Origin of the sequence: uncultured Aquimarina sp. (assembly GCF_947500065.1) — a bacterium.
Lineage (GTDB): Bacteria > Bacteroidota > Bacteroidia > Flavobacteriales > Flavobacteriaceae > Aquimarina.
Window position 1 is genome coordinate 1 of record NZ_CANMQT010000023.1, and the last position, 14149, is coordinate 14149.

Here is a 14149-nt window from a genome sequence, read left to right on the forward strand (position 1 = left end):
CGGACTTCGGCTCCACGACTGCTGAGCCTGCCGAAGTACAGTCCTCGGATGAAGAATTTCTCGAACCCTGAGCGAAGCCGAAGGATGATTCTAGTTGAACCGGACTTCTGCTCCGCGAATGCAGAGCCTGTCGAAGTACAGTCCTCGGATAAAGAATTTCTCGAACCCTGAACCGGACTTCGGCTCCGCGAATGCTGAGCCTGTCGAAGTACAGTCCTCAGATGAAGAATTTCTCGAACCCTGAGCGAAGCCGAAGGGTGATTCCAGTTGAAACGGGTTTCGATTAAACACTTCTGGATACTATAGTTTATACATACAAAAGCTCCTCCTTTTGAAAAAGGGAGGTGTTTCGCTAGAGCGAAACGGAGGGTTTATACTCCCACACCCACAAACTCCCAAACTCAAAAACTTCCATCTGCCACAACGCCAGTTCTCTCGTAACCCTTGTCATAACTACTGTCAGTATCCATCTAACGAGTAACTGTAAAGACAAAAAATAGAAGCGTATCGATTTGTAAAGAAAGCGTAGATAATAGCTTGTAAATAAGTACTTTACTAAGAAGTCAAGGTGTCAGCAAGTATTTTCTGCGATTATATAATTAACAGGTGTTTGCGGAATTTGTTAAGAATTAATTAGTTATAGTTAAATTTTAACAGAATATTATCAGTAAAAACGGTAAAAAATAAAATTATCGGTATTGTAATTGACTATACATCAGCTCAAATGAATGTTTAATTAAAACAAATGAAGTATGACTAATGTATTAAACAACCGATTATCGGTTACCGTAGATCCAACAGTGATTACAGAAGTAAAAAACAGAATTGAGGAAATCAATACGCTGTTACCATTTTTAACCGGATTGACTAGAGACGAGCGTAGGACGCTCCCTAAGATCAATCGTAGTAATAAGATCTTTGTGGAAGACACATTAGATAGTATGCGACAGAACGGAGATATCCTACCCAATTTTATTAATGTAGAAGAAGTAGACAAAGACTACGCCTTATACAATGAGTTAAAGGTACTGGCACTAGAGCTAGCAGAATTATCAGAAAAGGTAAACGATACCCGTATCCTTGCCGGATCCGAAGCATATACTACCTCGTTGCTTGCCTATAAGATGTTTGGTGTGGCGGCCAATAGCGGTGTAGCAGGAGCAGAGGCATTACATAGTAGATTAAGAGAACGATTTGCCATCTCTGGTAACGCTACTGAGGATATTATAGATGATGAAACTGATCAGGGTACAGATGGTAGTGAGACATCGGACTTCGACTCCACGGATGCTGAGCAATCTTAATTTTCGGGCTTCGACTACGCTCAGCCCTCGTTCTGGAACGAACCCTGAGTACCCTGAGGTTACTCGAACCCTGAGCGTGTCGAAGGGTGATGAATCAGGTGTCGAAGTGTTACTCGAAGGGTCGAAGGGTGATGAACCGGGCTTCGACTACGCTCAGCCCTCGTTCTGGAACGAACCCTGAGGCACTCGAAGGGTAGCACCCAAACACCCCCAATAGTTGCGTCCAACTATTGGGGGTGTTTTTCATTATAAAAACCTAAGTATTTATCTTACTATAACTTTTATACGCTTTGTACATTGTTTTTTAGTTCATTTAAAGCGTTCTCTCTACTCGTATTTAAATCAATCAAAGCTTGTTTGTATGGGTTGATGAATATATTCATTTCATTAATTAGCTTTTTTAAATTAGCCTCTTCTATAATTACCTGATCAACAGCATTGTTATTTTTAAGTATTTTGATAGAATCTTTAAGTTTTCTTATGCCATTTTCATATTTATCTTGATAAGGTTTCATTAGTGCTTTAATATCATTTTCAGCTTTGTCAAAAGATTCATTGGTTAGCTGAATAGAAAGTGTATTCATTTCTGTTTCAAACGAAGCTGTCAACAGGTCTATTTTATGCTGTCCTTCGTTAATTTCGGATTCTGAATCTTCCATATTATCCTCTATATCCTGATAATTAATTTCGGTTAAAACTATTGAGTGAAACTTCACCAACTTCATTTCTACGGTTACACTTGGGACATGAAAGATAATACGTTGAGTTTCCATTCTTACCTCTGGAATATCTACTTTAATATCGATGGTTCTCATATAAGGTTCTGGAACGGATATAATTACTGGTTTATCCGTGATTTTACACGCCCAATATTTATGACGTATGCCCAAAGTTCTCCTTGTTTCCCAATCACAAGTTGTCACTGGTTTAATAGCTACCTGTCTATCCACCATTCTAACTGCAGGAACATCAAATGAAATATCTTTCGTTTTCATCGTGATACTTGGTATATCAAAAGATATGTTTTGTTCTAACATGCTAAAATGTGGTATGGGAACGTGAAACGAAACTTCTTTCCATTCAAAGTTATATGCATTACCATTTTCGTCTGTAATGGTAAAACCAACACCTTTGTCTTGCAATATTTCTGAATCTTCTTGAATATCTTCTGCTTTTTTAGATATTTCGCCAGAAAGATTGGCCATTTCTAATTCAAATCTTTTTGTTAACTCTTCAATTTTTTCTTCTATTGTCATTGTATGTTTTTTATGATTACCCACAATTCAAAAGTATTCATAGAACAATCATAATAGAATACCCATCAACAGGTATATTTAGAATTTAGGATTCATTATTAATTCTTATATTCGGGGAAATAATAACCCAATATAGAATATGTCTAATATTTTAAAAAGTGCCTCGAATAATTTATTATCAAACATAAAACCTATTGAAGTTAAAACTTTTACCATAAAAATAGAAGATATTAAGAAAGCAATGATAACCGAAAACACTTGGTTAGCTGAAGGTAGAAAGGAGGATGGGAGAGTTATGAAAGAACTTTTTACTGATTTAGATGAAATTATAAGTGATTGTCTTTATTGGTATGAAACAGAAAATGAAGAAATCGCTAAACAAATGGTAAGAGACTTGAATGAGTTTAAAGAAAGTAATAAAAAATATAGAAAAAGGAATAAAGAAAAATATAGAAGTGTTCCCGCTTATGGGAAATATACTGATACAGATAGTAAAGTATTATATGTGGGAACAGTTAAAGGGAGGGTTCGTAAAAGTGATGATTTAACAACTATAGCCTCCAGAACGTTTCAACATTTAGGCTTTTACGAAAAAGGAAGTACTGGCGCATTACATCTTTGGTATTGGGCTAAGCACTCTGTGAAATTGAACGTTATCGAATTAACTGGACAAAAGGAAGAATATAGAAATGTCTTTGAAAAATTATTAGCGATTGAGTTAAAACCTTTGATCGGAGTCCATAGATAAATCAAACTAAATAATTATTGTTAATAATTCAATTCTTTTCAAAACTACAAAGCACTCTACCAAATTTCTTTTCCGCTTTAGACTTACAGATGGAGCGAATAGTATCTTTACAATGTTTCAATCCACCACAATCTTTGGTATAATGATATTTCTTGCTAGCTGTACTATTACAGATAAAAACTTCTTTTTTACACTTTGTTTTTTTCTTTTCCTGATCAATAGAGGAGTTATCAAGAGATTTCGGTGACCAGATTCCAATACTGTTTTGTTTTGCTATATGTTCTAATGAGGCATAGCTTTTATCTTTAGAGTATTTTTTAAAATGAATGGCATATCCATTGGTAACTAATTCCTTGTTTAAGATCTTATCTTCATATTTAATCTCAGCAATTAACCTGCGATATCTATCGAATCTTCCTTTGGATATCACTTGCACTTTCTTACCAAAACAAAAATCAGAAGTAAATTGTTTAGCTTTTTGCCAATAAGCCTGTTTTTTCTCTGGGCAATCGATATGTTCTAATCGTATAACGACCGGTTCATTTTCATATAATACTTCGATAGTGTCTCCGTCCTTAATTCCTATAACTTTTGCTTCAAATTCTTTTGGGAGTTTTTCGGTTATAGGGATAACTAGGAAAGCTATGATTGATATAAAAGAGTGTAAGTAATAATAGCTCATGAATTCTTGGTTTTCCGTGTCTTAAGATAATAATTTTACGTATCAATTACATATACTTCGATCTACATATGTTTTATTGCCGTTAGAATTGATGTAATAACATCCACCTCTTGATCCTCGTATGTATCTTTTGGAGGTTTTGGGTTTGTTTCGCTTCTTTTTGGTAGCACTATTATTTAGAGAGCTATAGTTAACTGATTTTGTTAGGTATTGAGTATTGGATTTAGAACTACTTTTATTTCCTAATTTTTGATCGATGGAGTCAATTCGTTTTTGAATTTCCTTAGCTTGTTTTAGTAACTCATCTCGTTGTTTTACCAATTCTTCTTTAATATACAGGGTAGTTTCTATGCTTTGGGAATGACAAGGGTATGAGAGAATACTTAAAAGGAATAGTAGGATTATATATCTTTTCATAATGTATTATTAATTAGAAAATTATTCTTTGGCTTCAAGAAGTACAAGTGATATTGCAGCTTGGTCTGGAAAAGAGATTTGACGAGCTCCGTTTTTATTCATATGCTTAAGTATATCCATTTCTGATATACCTTTATCACTAGATTTTCTTAGAACGATAAGTGTACTGCCAACTCGATGCAAATTGGTTTCATTAATTTCTATTCCATGAAATATCATTACTTTTTCTAAAATAGGCTTAATTTTTTTTTTTGGAGGATTCCCTATAAATGCAACTTCCATTTTTTCGTAAGCATTTTTTTTTACAGAATTATTATTATGAATTACTTTCTTAGTAATATTATTTTCTTTCTCATCGGAAGTATAACAGCCTGTGAAAATTATTATACCAAAAATTATTATGTATTTCATAGTTTTTAATTATTTGTAATATTCAATTAAATATTGGACACGAGTATTCATAATTAGAGATTTAGTTATTCTGCTGTAGAATTCATTTCCTCATAAGTATTGATTGTACTTAGTAATTGTTCTTCAAAATCATAGATATTGTTAATTGATTCGATATGTTCCCTATGCACATTCTTATCCTGATCAAATAAGCTTATATATTTTTTGCTTCCATCGAGATGAAGTCGGCAAATAGGTTTTCTATTATTATCATCTAGTAAAATACCAAAATATGATTGAGTATCTCTATGAACAATTCTTTCGATTGATATTTTTCTACGCAGTATTGCTACTACAATTCTAAAACCTTCTAACTCTTCTTCTGTAGTAACAACTTTACTTACTTCCTCGTCAATTTCTGTAATTTCTTCGTGTTGTTTCTCTGCTTCCTTATTTAATGCTGAGTTTAAACGATCATTTACTTTTTCACTAATGGTTTGATTAAAAGCTTTCTGTACTAATTCTGTAAATTCTTCCATTACCCGTTCCGTAAGCCTTCCTGAGTATACTTGATTGGCAAACAAACGCACAAAGTCGTAAGATGGTTCTTGTAGTTTCTGACTGATTAACTTTTTAATTTCTTTGGTGTATTTTAGAGAACTGGCATTGTCAACTATCTTATCTACATCAAAATTAGATTTATGAAATTTAGCAATCTCCGGTATCGTGTTTTCTTTAAGATGCGCAATGTCAAATTCTAGAAAAGGTTTTTCATCCATGATATTTGTTTCCTCCAGGTCTGTATAAAACCTATATTCTATACCGTTGGTTAACAATGCAAATCGGGTATGAGTTACGTGAAAATATCTTGCTAGTTGAGAGTTATGAAGGTTTAGATCTTCTTTCCAGTTTTTACATTCAATAATCAATACAGGTTCTTCGTTCTGAAAGATTGCATAATCTACCTTTTCACCTTTTTTAAGACCTAAATCGGCAGTAAATTCTGGAACTACTTCAGTAGGGTCGAAGCTGTCATACCCCAATAGATTAATAAAAGGTAATACGAACGCGTGTTTGGTAGATTCTTCAGTTTCTATTTTATCTTTAAGCTGCTCGATCTTATCAGCAAGTGCTTTAATAGGGGTATGAACATCCATAATTAGCTTAATTTAGTTTTAGCTAGCTTTAATAATTCTAAAAGGTCTGCTAGTCCTTTTTCTTCCATCCTTACAATAGAATCACTTCCATATTTTTCAATTTGATAGTATACAATCCATTTATTCTTTCTTTTAGAGTAATAGCAACCAGCTTCAAAACCTCCACGGCTTTTAAATGTTATTTCTGTATAATTATCCGGAATAGTATTTAAAACACTTTCTTGAATTATTTCTAATGATTTAATTAAACCATCAACCTCATCAATATCTAGTGATGCAATCTTCGTATCGTTAGAATAGCTACTAACAACTGTTTTTGTAAACCTTAAAGCTTTGGCAGATTCACCAGAAATCATATCTGTGAATTTTGCTATTTTTAGTTTTGTAGATTTAATTGAACCAATTTCTATATATTGTTTTTCAATTAATGTACCTGACTTTGATGAAAAAATTTCTGCATTACTTTGCTTAGATTCTTTTTTTTGATCTTGCGATATTATTAGATTGCATATAAATATTGCTAATCCGAATAGAATTGTTCTTTTCATTTGTACGATTTTTAATTGTGGCTATAATTGCCATTTGTTTTGCTTGTTCTGTTTCTTTTTATTTAACTTCTATTTCATCATTCATAGTTATACCTATTTTGAATCTAATCTATTTTATCCCAAACGAATCCTATTTCATCACAAGCGAATTCTATATTTTTTCTCCTTTTTTTATATGATTTAGGAGCTACATCATATTCAGAGTTAAAAACATCAATGCTTATGCAAAAATTAAGGTTAGAGATTTCTTTTTTTACATCATTTAGTTCTTTATCTTCAATAACTTTATGGATCATTGTAGCAACGTTTTTTCGATTCTCACTGTTTAATGGATGTGTTTTTGAAATGTGAATTTTGATGCCTCCGACTATGTTTTTACCTCTATATTTGCCTCTAATTAGTAAATCTGGATTTATATTTACATTCAAGTCCTTAATTTTTAAGCTATACTTTTTCTTTGGTTTTGAGATCTTGAAGTCAAGAAGTGTATCTGGAAATTTAATTTCAAGGAAAGATTCGAGAGCTTCGATTGATGTATTTCTATCACTGATTTCAAAGTCAGAAGTACATTTCTTTTCATTAAGCATTTCTATAGTATTATCAATTATATTTTCATTATAATTGGATATAATAAAATTAATCATTGCATTTTTAGCTTCTTTATATCTTGTAACAATAAATGGCAGTGGTTCCTTTTGTTCTTGAATAATCCTTCTTCTTCTTAAAGCTTCAGAATCTAGATATTCAGCTAATTTATTTATTGATATTTTTTTCATTTTTACAGATTTTATTCTAGTGTGGTTCCATCAGAAAATATAACCTTAAGTGGCTCCCAAATTATTTTTAGATCTTTCAAATCTTTATTCTTTAACGCTCGATCTTCTTCTATAAATTGATTATAATCTGTAGTTGCATTATAATTGTTCTTTCTACCAGATTTAATAGGATCATCATAAACAAAACTTAGTGTATTGATTTTATCTCCAAAAAGGTTTGTGAATACAATATTTCCTTTTATTGCTCTGATATCTTTATTTGATTTATTTTCAATTAAAAATTTATAGGTTATGAATTCTTCATAATCATATTCTTGATACCCTTTTTGTACACATTGTACTTTTACAACATCTAAAAGGTTATCTGGGTTATTTATTTGAGTCCCCATAAGATTTCATATTTTTTAGATTAATACTCCTCAAACTTACCGCAACACTAAACCAATTCCTTGTGGTTTTCCACATAGACTCATATAGGTTTAAAACAAAGACCTGTTAAGTTTTTATACCTAACAGGTCAGCGTAAAAGCCCGTTACCCCATAACAAGCTTTATTTTGGATTCCAATAATTATAAAGTAAGATCTTCTATTTCTGCGATAGGAGCATTTTTTATTACCGAGTCTATTCCTTTTTCACATCCTTGTTTAGAGGAATACCCTTCGCTAGTTGCTATGATCTCTCCGTTACCAGCTTGGAGGTTAAATTGAAATTCACCATTTTTTCTTTTAGTAATTTTGAATTTTGGATTTGCCATAATAATTAGGTTTATATATTAATAGATAACAAACCTAATTTCATTTGAGAAGAATTCTTTGTGGATTACCACAATGGCAGAAATTTTATTAGTTCTTATATAGTATGTTTCAATATAAATATTCCAGGTAACCTATCTTTATCATTCAATTAACCCACGTTTTTTTAATCTTACAATATGTTTATTGAGATTTTTTTCTATTTGAAATAATCGCATAACAGGAGAAGTAAAAGCACTTGTAGTTTTGGATGCGAAATCTTTCAAGGAGTCTAATGCTTGAGCATAGTTTTCGTTGATTATAAGCTGGAGATCAAGTTGATATTCTGATTTAATCTTTTCTTTTAATCTTGTCAATTCAGAGTGAGTATTATATTTTGCAGTTTTGTTACTTATTTTGACAATTGGGGACCAAAGCATTGGGATAACCGTGAATCCTTCAAAATAGGTTTTTGCATATTCAATATCCTTTTTAAATTTAGAATAAAACCGATTATAGTCATCTGGCCTTTTATTAGTTACATATTGTAAACCTCCCGTATGTGTTGCAACCTCACATACATAAATTTTCTTGTCAATAAGTTTTATACCAACTACATCAATTTCTCCTTGTATATCAGGATTGACTATGTTGTAAGTAATAAAATCACAACCCAAAATGTTTTTTAAGAACTCTCCACAGATTTCTTCTCCTATGTTTTGCTTCATTTAATTATATAATTAAGAAATTAATCCCATCCCATCTACCAGATGAATTAATTGAACGGTAGTCTTAGCATCAAAGTCCTGTCGTAGTTTACGAATGCGATCCTCAATAGAGCGTTTACTATTAGGTTCAATGCCTTTTTCTGCGAATTGGTAACTTATTTCATCTTGCTTATACCCATTAGCTAATAGTCGGAGTAATTGTATTTCGTAGTGATCTAGTTGCGTCACATTTTTTTGATGTAAAGCATTTTTAGATACAGGACAACTAAAAGAGTTTCCTTCGTATACTTGGGTAATCCCTTTTTTTAACTCTGATAATCCATACAACCCTTTACAAACATAGCCGTCTATGTGATTGTTTTCAAAAAGGGATTTGATAATTGCAGGCTTGTCTTCACCGCTAAACACGATGATCTTTATATTGGGCTGAATATTTTTTACTACTTTAATAAGTTGTTTGCCTGTTTTGATTCTATGAGATATCCGAGTATCCAAATTAAATGACAAGTCACTAATTAATAGCTCATAGGGCTGATCATGTTTTATAGCTTCCTTTATTCTTGATAATGTTTTGTCACAAGATTGTGTAGTCTCTACAGCCGCTTGGGTGGATGTACTTATGGATGATACGATCCCAAGATTTTCACTATCAATATCCTCAGCAATAATAATTTTCTTAAACATGGTCTTTTGGTATTATGGGGCGAATTCAATACTAGCTTTAAAACCTTCTTGCGGTTTGGTGTCAAATGTAATTGTTCCTTTCATTTCTTTGATGCGGTTTTCCACATTATGTAGACCGTTTTTTCTTTTTTGAGGATCATTCATATTCATACCGATACCATTATCAGTATATTTCACAACAATATTCTTTTTCTCTTTTACAATACTCACAGAAACTACGGTAGCTTTACTATGTTTTTTCATATTGGTTAATAGTTCCTTTAGTGCCCAATACAATGCAACTTTTTTATGTTCGCTGATAGTGATCCAAAAATCATCATCAAGCTTTTTTGTAAATATTTTTATTTCCTGATTTCCATAGGAGTTTAGGAGGGATAATAATTCATCACCATATTCTGCACCTGTCTCTATAGTATGATCCCTAGAGAAATCTCTTACCTTATGGTAAACAGCATCCAATCCGTCAATTATGTTGATATCGTTTGAACTTTTTATGGAGTTATTTTCATTTTGCAATTGTGACATTAGATAAAAAACATCATTACCCACTTCGTCGTGTAACTTTTTGGAGAGTCTTTTTTCTGTAGTATGGCGTTCTAATATTTTTTCTTTTCGGTGCCTGGTTCTTAGGTAGAAGAATAGGTAAATAGAGGATATGATTACTAAAATAGTAGCACTTGCAAAAAGAAGTTTTTGTGAAGCTTCTTTTTGTCTTAATGCTTCCAAACGCAAGTTTTTATTTTCTTCTGTAATTCTTTTTTTATCTAAAATCAGGTTTTGTTCTCTTAACTCATCTGTTCGAAATTTTATTTTCGCAAATTGATTTTTAGCTTTATCTCTGGCCGTATATATACTATCCGTTAACCTTTCGAATTCAATTGCTTCTTTTTTAGGATTTTCCTTTAGGTCAATCAAATAGGAGAGTGCTTCTGTTTTTGATGTGGAATTTTTTAATATAATAGCAATTTGATAAGCCTTATTGGCATGGAACAATGCTTTTTTGTCCTCATTCCTTTCTTGATAATACTCTGTAAGATGAATATTGCTAGCAAATTGACCAGAGAGGTCTTTTATATCTACTCTAAGTTTTAATGCTTTTTTTAATTCTTTTTCTGCTTCTGGATAATTTAGTTTTGATTTAGCATATGCTAGATTTCCAATAAATTTAGCTTTTTGATTTAATTCTTTAGAGGGGATTGATACTTTAATAAGCTTTGATAAACTATCAATTGCTTTTTTATAGTTTCCAAGTTTAATATCTACATTAGCAATATTACCTTTAATAACGGCAATTTTCATTGGATCTATTGATATTTCTAACGCTTTCAAATACCATTCTTTAGAATCTTGATAATTTTTAAGCTCTTTTGTTGTAATACCTAGAATATTATATAATCCTAACCTGTGTTTATCTCCTATTGAATCAGGGAGTGATTTGCTTAAATTTAAAGCTTGTATTGTCGTGTTTTCACTAGAATTAAAATCACCTAATTTTTTTTGAATACTGCTGATAAATCTTAATTTATCAACTGCTCTGGACGTATCTCTGCGAATCAAGTTTAATTCTTTTGATCTAATATAGAATTGGGTAGATATAAATGAAGAATTGTTTAACCTATGATATTGAGCTAATTTATCATAAGATTTTAGAATATAGAAGGTATCCTTAATTAATAGAGCACCTTTTAATAAATCCTCTGCATAAATAATCGCGCTATCCATTTTATTCTGTTTTCTCAAAGAAGAACTCTTTTTAGAAAGAATTTTAAGATAATCTGAATCAATATCTTTTTGAGAATACGAAGCGATTGTTATAAAAAAGAGGAATGATACAATGATATGTTTCATTCCTCTAAATTAATAAAAGTATTGGGAATTATCCCGTTAATAGTTAATCTTCATCTTCTTCTTCAGGAAGGATTTCTCCATCTTCCCCTTCGGTGGCTAATTCTTCGATAGCAATTTCTTCTGCTAAATCAGAGGTTGTACAAGAAAATATTGACATGGTAAACATTACTATTGCTAAAATTACAAATGAATTTCTCATCTTTTTTTGTTTTAAAAAATTTGACAATAGTGTTGCTGTCCGGAGATTAAATCCAGAGAATTATTACCGGTAACAACACCGTTAAATGAGAAAAGGCCTTTTCTGTTTTTGAGAAGTATGTTTGGAAATAATCAGACAGAAAAAGCTTGTTGTACTTCTCGGATCAACTCACAGATCCTGTCTTATATTTCCAGTTTTGAATTAGTTTGTATACATTTGTCTTGATATCTATTCAAGACTTGAACTAAGTCTGAGACAAAGATATACCCACGTTACCCCACTACAGGCAAGTAATTCGGATCATTCGGATGAATTCGGATTATTAGTTCAAATTCGTATAAACTTTATTTAATAATTATGCCTGTACCTATATTTGAAGATTATAAAAAGGAAATTTTAAAGCATTATGTTAGAGTCAAAAATGATCCTAATCATCAATTAAATCGATTTTTAAATAAACTTACTCCTGGAAAAATTAAGAGTGCTAGTAGGATTGTTTTTGAAATAGAAAACAATACGCAAGACACTCATACATTATCTTCTTTTTTTAAAGTTCCAAAGGACAAAGATTTTTTAAAGCTTTTGGATACTGTAGACGCAGATAAACTTATTCCCGTTAGACAATTTCTTAATCAAAAGACGAAAGAACCGAGAGAAGAGGTAGTTGAATACGCAGCTTGGTTATTAGATTTTAAGCCAAGACCTTACTCTGAGTTTAGAAGAAATGATGATATAGATTTACCAAAAAAGGGTTTAGCCAAACTAAAAATTACTGAAGAGAAGCCTAAAGGCACTAAGGAAAATACTAGACGACCACCTCTAGATACTATTAAGATTACAATTAGTATTTTTTTTACTATCGTGGTTATAACATACTTAGGATATAACTGGCAAAAAAAGGAATGCATGACCTGGTCAGAGGATCATTATGAAAAAGTAGAATGTAATACAAAAGAGATTAGTATTAGTTATAATCAAGATTGGGTAGATAATTTCATAAAAGCAAAAAATGATACTATCGAAGATTTCTTTAAAGAAGGAGGAAAACCTTTATATTGGTACTATAAAGAAAATAATGAGATAGAACTTTTTACTTTATCAGGTAAACATCCTGAAAACGGAAAAGAGTTAAAACCGATTACAGAAAGGATCATACGTACATATATTCATAAAGAATAAGCCAATGAACAAACCACTCACATACATATTCCTGATAGCAGCTCAGATACTTATCGCCCAAGACGTCAAGACACTTACTCCCACTATAGAAAATTTAGATCATCTTAGTGTTGCAGGAGAGAAAGAATTTAATCGCAATCTAAAAGCCTGTGAAGCTATTTGGGAAAAGATGGAAAATGGGGTTGATTATACTGATTTAACAGCTGTAGAGAAAAAAACCATAGACAACGTAGATGAGACGATGGTAAACTATTGGGATATAGAAGGACAGGGATGTAGTTGGTATTGCGGAGGTGGTCCAGCTACTCAGACAGCTTCTTCTACATTGGATTCGCAGGGAGCAATCGATTATAAGGCAGATAACATACATGATCTCAATTATAAAAATGTTTGGGTAGAAGGTGTTGCTGGATATGGTGTTGGAGAATATATAACCTATGGATTTCCTCAATCAAGCCCCAGAATAACAGAAATTATTGTAGTTAACGGCCATGTAAAAAGTGAAAAAGCTTGGCGAAATAACAGTCGGGTAAAAAAGCTAAAAATGTACATAAAGGGACAGCCTTATGCGATACTAAATCTTACTGATCAGCGTGCAGCACAACATTTTAAAGTAGATACCATTGGCTTCTTGGATCGGGATATAGATTATGTAGCAGCTAAAAAACTCCCTCAATGGGAAATGAAATTCGAAATTCTGGAAGTATACCCAGGAGAAAAATATGAGGATACCGTGATCTCAGAAATCTATTTTGATGGGATTGATGTGCATTGTTTTGCAAAAGGAACCATGATTACCATGGCTGATCACACTCAGAAACCTATTGAGTTATTAGCATTGGGTGATAAAGTACTGTCTTACAATCAACAGACGCAGCAACAGCTAACTGCTAGCATAAAAGAATTGGCAAATCCCATACATGACAATCTGATTACAATTTCGTTAGAAGACGGAACCTCCATTACGTGTACTACCGATCATCCGTTAATGTCTGTTACCAGAACGTGGTTGTCCTATGATCCACAAAAAACCAAAGCGGACTACACCTATAATTCTGTTAATAAATTACAAGTAGGAGCTGTATTATTAGGTGTAGACAGAGCGCTTACAATTACTGCTATAACAGCTAACGATAAAACGCAACCTACCTATACTATAGTTAGATTAGATAAGGGGAATACTTTTTATGCAAATGGAATTCTGGTTGGTACAGAAGAACTGCGTGAACAAAAGGTTTGCGAGAAACACCAAATCACTAAATAGATGTGTTTGAGTATGAGTAAGCAATTCCCCTCTTGAGACCTGTGCTGAGCCCTTCGATAAACTCAGGACAAGCTCTGTCGAAGTAAGGGAAGCCGAAAGGAAGGGGTGTGTTAGTATGCGTAAACCAGTTTTCATGCTTCCATGAATAACACATCCAAGTATTTCTAATCCAGTAAGCTGAATTGAAGTACTATCCCTCACCAAACAAAAAAACTACACAAAAACACCGTATATTAG

General features: G+C 32.3%; 17 protein-coding genes. 4 read left to right on the plus strand and 13 right to left on the minus strand.

The window, feature by feature from the left end:
* Nucleotides 1–752: 752 nt before the first annotated feature.
* Nucleotides 753–1304: a hypothetical protein gene (locus Q0975_RS27805; RefSeq protein ID WP_299444074.1), complete on the plus strand. Its 552-nt coding sequence runs from the start codon at nucleotides 753–755 to the stop codon at nucleotides 1302–1304.
* A gap of 281 nt (nucleotides 1305–1585) precedes the next feature.
* On the opposite strand, the gene Q0975_RS27810 is transcribed toward Q0975_RS27805, so the two are convergent.
* Complete coding sequence (locus Q0975_RS27810; protein WP_299444077.1) at nucleotides 1586–2560, minus strand: hypothetical protein; 975 nt, start codon at nucleotides 2558–2560, stop codon at nucleotides 1586–1588.
* A gap of 139 nt (nucleotides 2561–2699) precedes the next feature.
* Here Q0975_RS27810 and Q0975_RS27815 point away from each other — a divergent pair, with 139 nt between their 5' ends.
* The gene (locus Q0975_RS27815) at nucleotides 2700–3308 is read left to right on the plus strand and encodes a hypothetical protein (protein ID WP_299444080.1); all 609 of its coding nucleotides are present in this window, start codon (nucleotides 2700–2702) and stop codon (nucleotides 3306–3308) included.
* 28 nt (nucleotides 3309–3336) lie between these two features.
* On the opposite strand, the gene Q0975_RS27820 is transcribed toward Q0975_RS27815, so the two are convergent.
* From Q0975_RS27820 to Q0975_RS27875, 12 genes are all read right to left on the minus strand, one after another.
* Entirely contained in the window at nucleotides 3337–3990 is a 654-nt protein-coding gene (locus tag Q0975_RS27820) for a thermonuclease family protein (RefSeq protein ID WP_299444083.1), read from the minus strand.
* A 42-nt stretch (nucleotides 3991–4032) separates the two neighbouring features.
* Nucleotides 4033–4407 carry a hypothetical protein gene (locus Q0975_RS27825; RefSeq protein WP_299444086.1) on the minus strand — a complete coding sequence of 125 codons (375 nt, stop codon included), beginning with the start codon at nucleotides 4405–4407 and terminating at the stop codon, nucleotides 4033–4035.
* A 21-nt stretch (nucleotides 4408–4428) separates the two neighbouring features.
* Complete coding sequence (locus Q0975_RS27830) at nucleotides 4429–4818, minus strand: hypothetical protein (protein ID WP_299444089.1); 390 nt, start codon at nucleotides 4816–4818, stop codon at nucleotides 4429–4431.
* Nucleotides 4819–4883: 65 nt separating this feature from the next.
* Nucleotides 4884–5954 carry a type I restriction endonuclease gene (locus Q0975_RS27835; protein ID WP_299444092.1) on the minus strand — a complete coding sequence of 357 codons (1071 nt, stop codon included), beginning with the start codon at nucleotides 5952–5954 and terminating at the stop codon, nucleotides 4884–4886.
* A gap of 2 nt (nucleotides 5955–5956) precedes the next feature.
* Nucleotides 5957–6502: a hypothetical protein gene (locus Q0975_RS27840; RefSeq protein WP_299444094.1), complete on the minus strand. Its 546-nt coding sequence runs from the start codon at nucleotides 6500–6502 to the stop codon at nucleotides 5957–5959.
* 104 nt (nucleotides 6503–6606) lie between these two features.
* Nucleotides 6607–7278: a hypothetical protein gene (locus Q0975_RS27845; protein ID WP_299444098.1), complete on the minus strand. Its 672-nt coding sequence runs from the start codon at nucleotides 7276–7278 to the stop codon at nucleotides 6607–6609.
* 11 nt (nucleotides 7279–7289) lie between these two features.
* Complete coding sequence (locus tag Q0975_RS27850; protein WP_299444101.1) at nucleotides 7290–7667, minus strand: hypothetical protein; 378 nt, start codon at nucleotides 7665–7667, stop codon at nucleotides 7290–7292.
* 180 nt (nucleotides 7668–7847) lie between these two features.
* On the minus strand, nucleotides 7848–8033 hold the full coding sequence (locus tag Q0975_RS27855) for a YegP family protein (protein WP_299444104.1): 186 nt from the start codon (nucleotides 8031–8033) through the stop codon (nucleotides 7848–7850).
* Nucleotides 8034–8174: 141 nt separating this feature from the next.
* Nucleotides 8175–8738, minus strand: coding sequence for a hypothetical protein (locus Q0975_RS27860; RefSeq protein WP_299444107.1), 564 nt, complete (start codon nucleotides 8736–8738; stop codon nucleotides 8175–8177).
* A 12-nt stretch (nucleotides 8739–8750) separates the two neighbouring features.
* Nucleotides 8751–9422 carry a response regulator gene (locus Q0975_RS27865; protein WP_299444110.1) on the minus strand — a complete coding sequence of 224 codons (672 nt, stop codon included), beginning with the start codon at nucleotides 9420–9422 and terminating at the stop codon, nucleotides 8751–8753.
* Between the two features lie 12 nt (nucleotides 9423–9434).
* Complete coding sequence (locus Q0975_RS27870; RefSeq protein WP_299444113.1) at nucleotides 9435–11270, minus strand: ATP-binding protein; 1836 nt, start codon at nucleotides 11268–11270, stop codon at nucleotides 9435–9437.
* Between the two features lie 43 nt (nucleotides 11271–11313).
* Nucleotides 11314–11469 (minus strand): hypothetical protein, encoded by a 156-nt coding sequence (locus tag Q0975_RS27875; protein WP_299311435.1) that lies wholly within the window; start codon nucleotides 11467–11469, stop codon nucleotides 11314–11316.
* A 357-nt stretch (nucleotides 11470–11826) separates the two neighbouring features.
* On the opposite strand from Q0975_RS27875, the gene Q0975_RS27880 reads away from it, so the two are divergent.
* Nucleotides 11827–12648, plus strand: a complete 822-nt coding sequence (locus tag Q0975_RS27880; RefSeq protein WP_299444115.1) for a hypothetical protein — start codon at nucleotides 11827–11829, stop codon at nucleotides 12646–12648.
* Between the two features lie 4 nt (nucleotides 12649–12652).
* Nucleotides 12653–13912, plus strand: coding sequence for a hypothetical protein (locus Q0975_RS27885; RefSeq protein WP_299444118.1), 1260 nt, complete (start codon nucleotides 12653–12655; stop codon nucleotides 13910–13912).
* The last annotated feature ends 237 nt before the right edge of the window (nucleotides 13913–14149 follow it).

What these genes read in the sequence shown, in the direction of transcription:
- Q0975_RS27805 (WP_299444074.1), top strand. Translation starts at nt 753, where the DNA reads ATGACTAATGTATTAAACAACCGATTATCGGTTACCGTAGATCCAACA.
- Q0975_RS27810 (WP_299444077.1), bottom strand. Translation starts at nt 2,560, where the DNA reads ATGACAATAGAAGAAAAAATTGAAGAGTTAACAAAAAGATTTGAATTA.
- Q0975_RS27815 (WP_299444080.1), top strand. Translation starts at nt 2,700, where the DNA reads ATGTCTAATATTTTAAAAAGTGCCTCGAATAATTTATTATCAAACATA.
- Q0975_RS27820 (WP_299444083.1), bottom strand. Translation starts at nt 3,990, where the DNA reads ATGAGCTATTATTACTTACACTCTTTTATATCAATCATAGCTTTCCTA.
- Q0975_RS27825 (WP_299444086.1), bottom strand. Translation starts at nt 4,407, where the DNA reads ATGAAAAGATATATAATCCTACTATTCCTTTTAAGTATTCTCTCATAC.
- Q0975_RS27830 (WP_299444089.1), bottom strand. Translation starts at nt 4,818, where the DNA reads ATGAAATACATAATAATTTTTGGTATAATAATTTTCACAGGCTGTTAT.
- Q0975_RS27835 (WP_299444092.1), bottom strand. Translation starts at nt 5,954, where the DNA reads ATGGATGTTCATACCCCTATTAAAGCACTTGCTGATAAGATCGAGCAG.
- Q0975_RS27840 (WP_299444094.1), bottom strand. Translation starts at nt 6,502, where the DNA reads ATGAAAAGAACAATTCTATTCGGATTAGCAATATTTATATGCAATCTA.
- Q0975_RS27845 (WP_299444098.1), bottom strand. Translation starts at nt 7,278, where the DNA reads ATGAAAAAAATATCAATAAATAAATTAGCTGAATATCTAGATTCTGAA.
- Q0975_RS27850 (WP_299444101.1), bottom strand. Translation starts at nt 7,667, where the DNA reads ATGGGGACTCAAATAAATAACCCAGATAACCTTTTAGATGTTGTAAAA.
- Q0975_RS27855 (WP_299444104.1), bottom strand. Translation starts at nt 8,033, where the DNA reads ATGGCAAATCCAAAATTCAAAATTACTAAAAGAAAAAATGGTGAATTT.
- Q0975_RS27860 (WP_299444107.1), bottom strand. Translation starts at nt 8,738, where the DNA reads ATGAAGCAAAACATAGGAGAAGAAATCTGTGGAGAGTTCTTAAAAAAC.
- Q0975_RS27865 (WP_299444110.1), bottom strand. Translation starts at nt 9,422, where the DNA reads ATGTTTAAGAAAATTATTATTGCTGAGGATATTGATAGTGAAAATCTT.
- Q0975_RS27870 (WP_299444113.1), bottom strand. Translation starts at nt 11,270, where the DNA reads ATGAAACATATCATTGTATCATTCCTCTTTTTTATAACAATCGCTTCG.
- Q0975_RS27875 (WP_299311435.1), bottom strand. Translation starts at nt 11,469, where the DNA reads ATGAGAAATTCATTTGTAATTTTAGCAATAGTAATGTTTACCATGTCA.
- Q0975_RS27880 (WP_299444115.1), top strand. Translation starts at nt 11,827, where the DNA reads ATGCCTGTACCTATATTTGAAGATTATAAAAAGGAAATTTTAAAGCAT.
- Q0975_RS27885 (WP_299444118.1), top strand. Translation starts at nt 12,653, where the DNA reads ATGAACAAACCACTCACATACATATTCCTGATAGCAGCTCAGATACTT.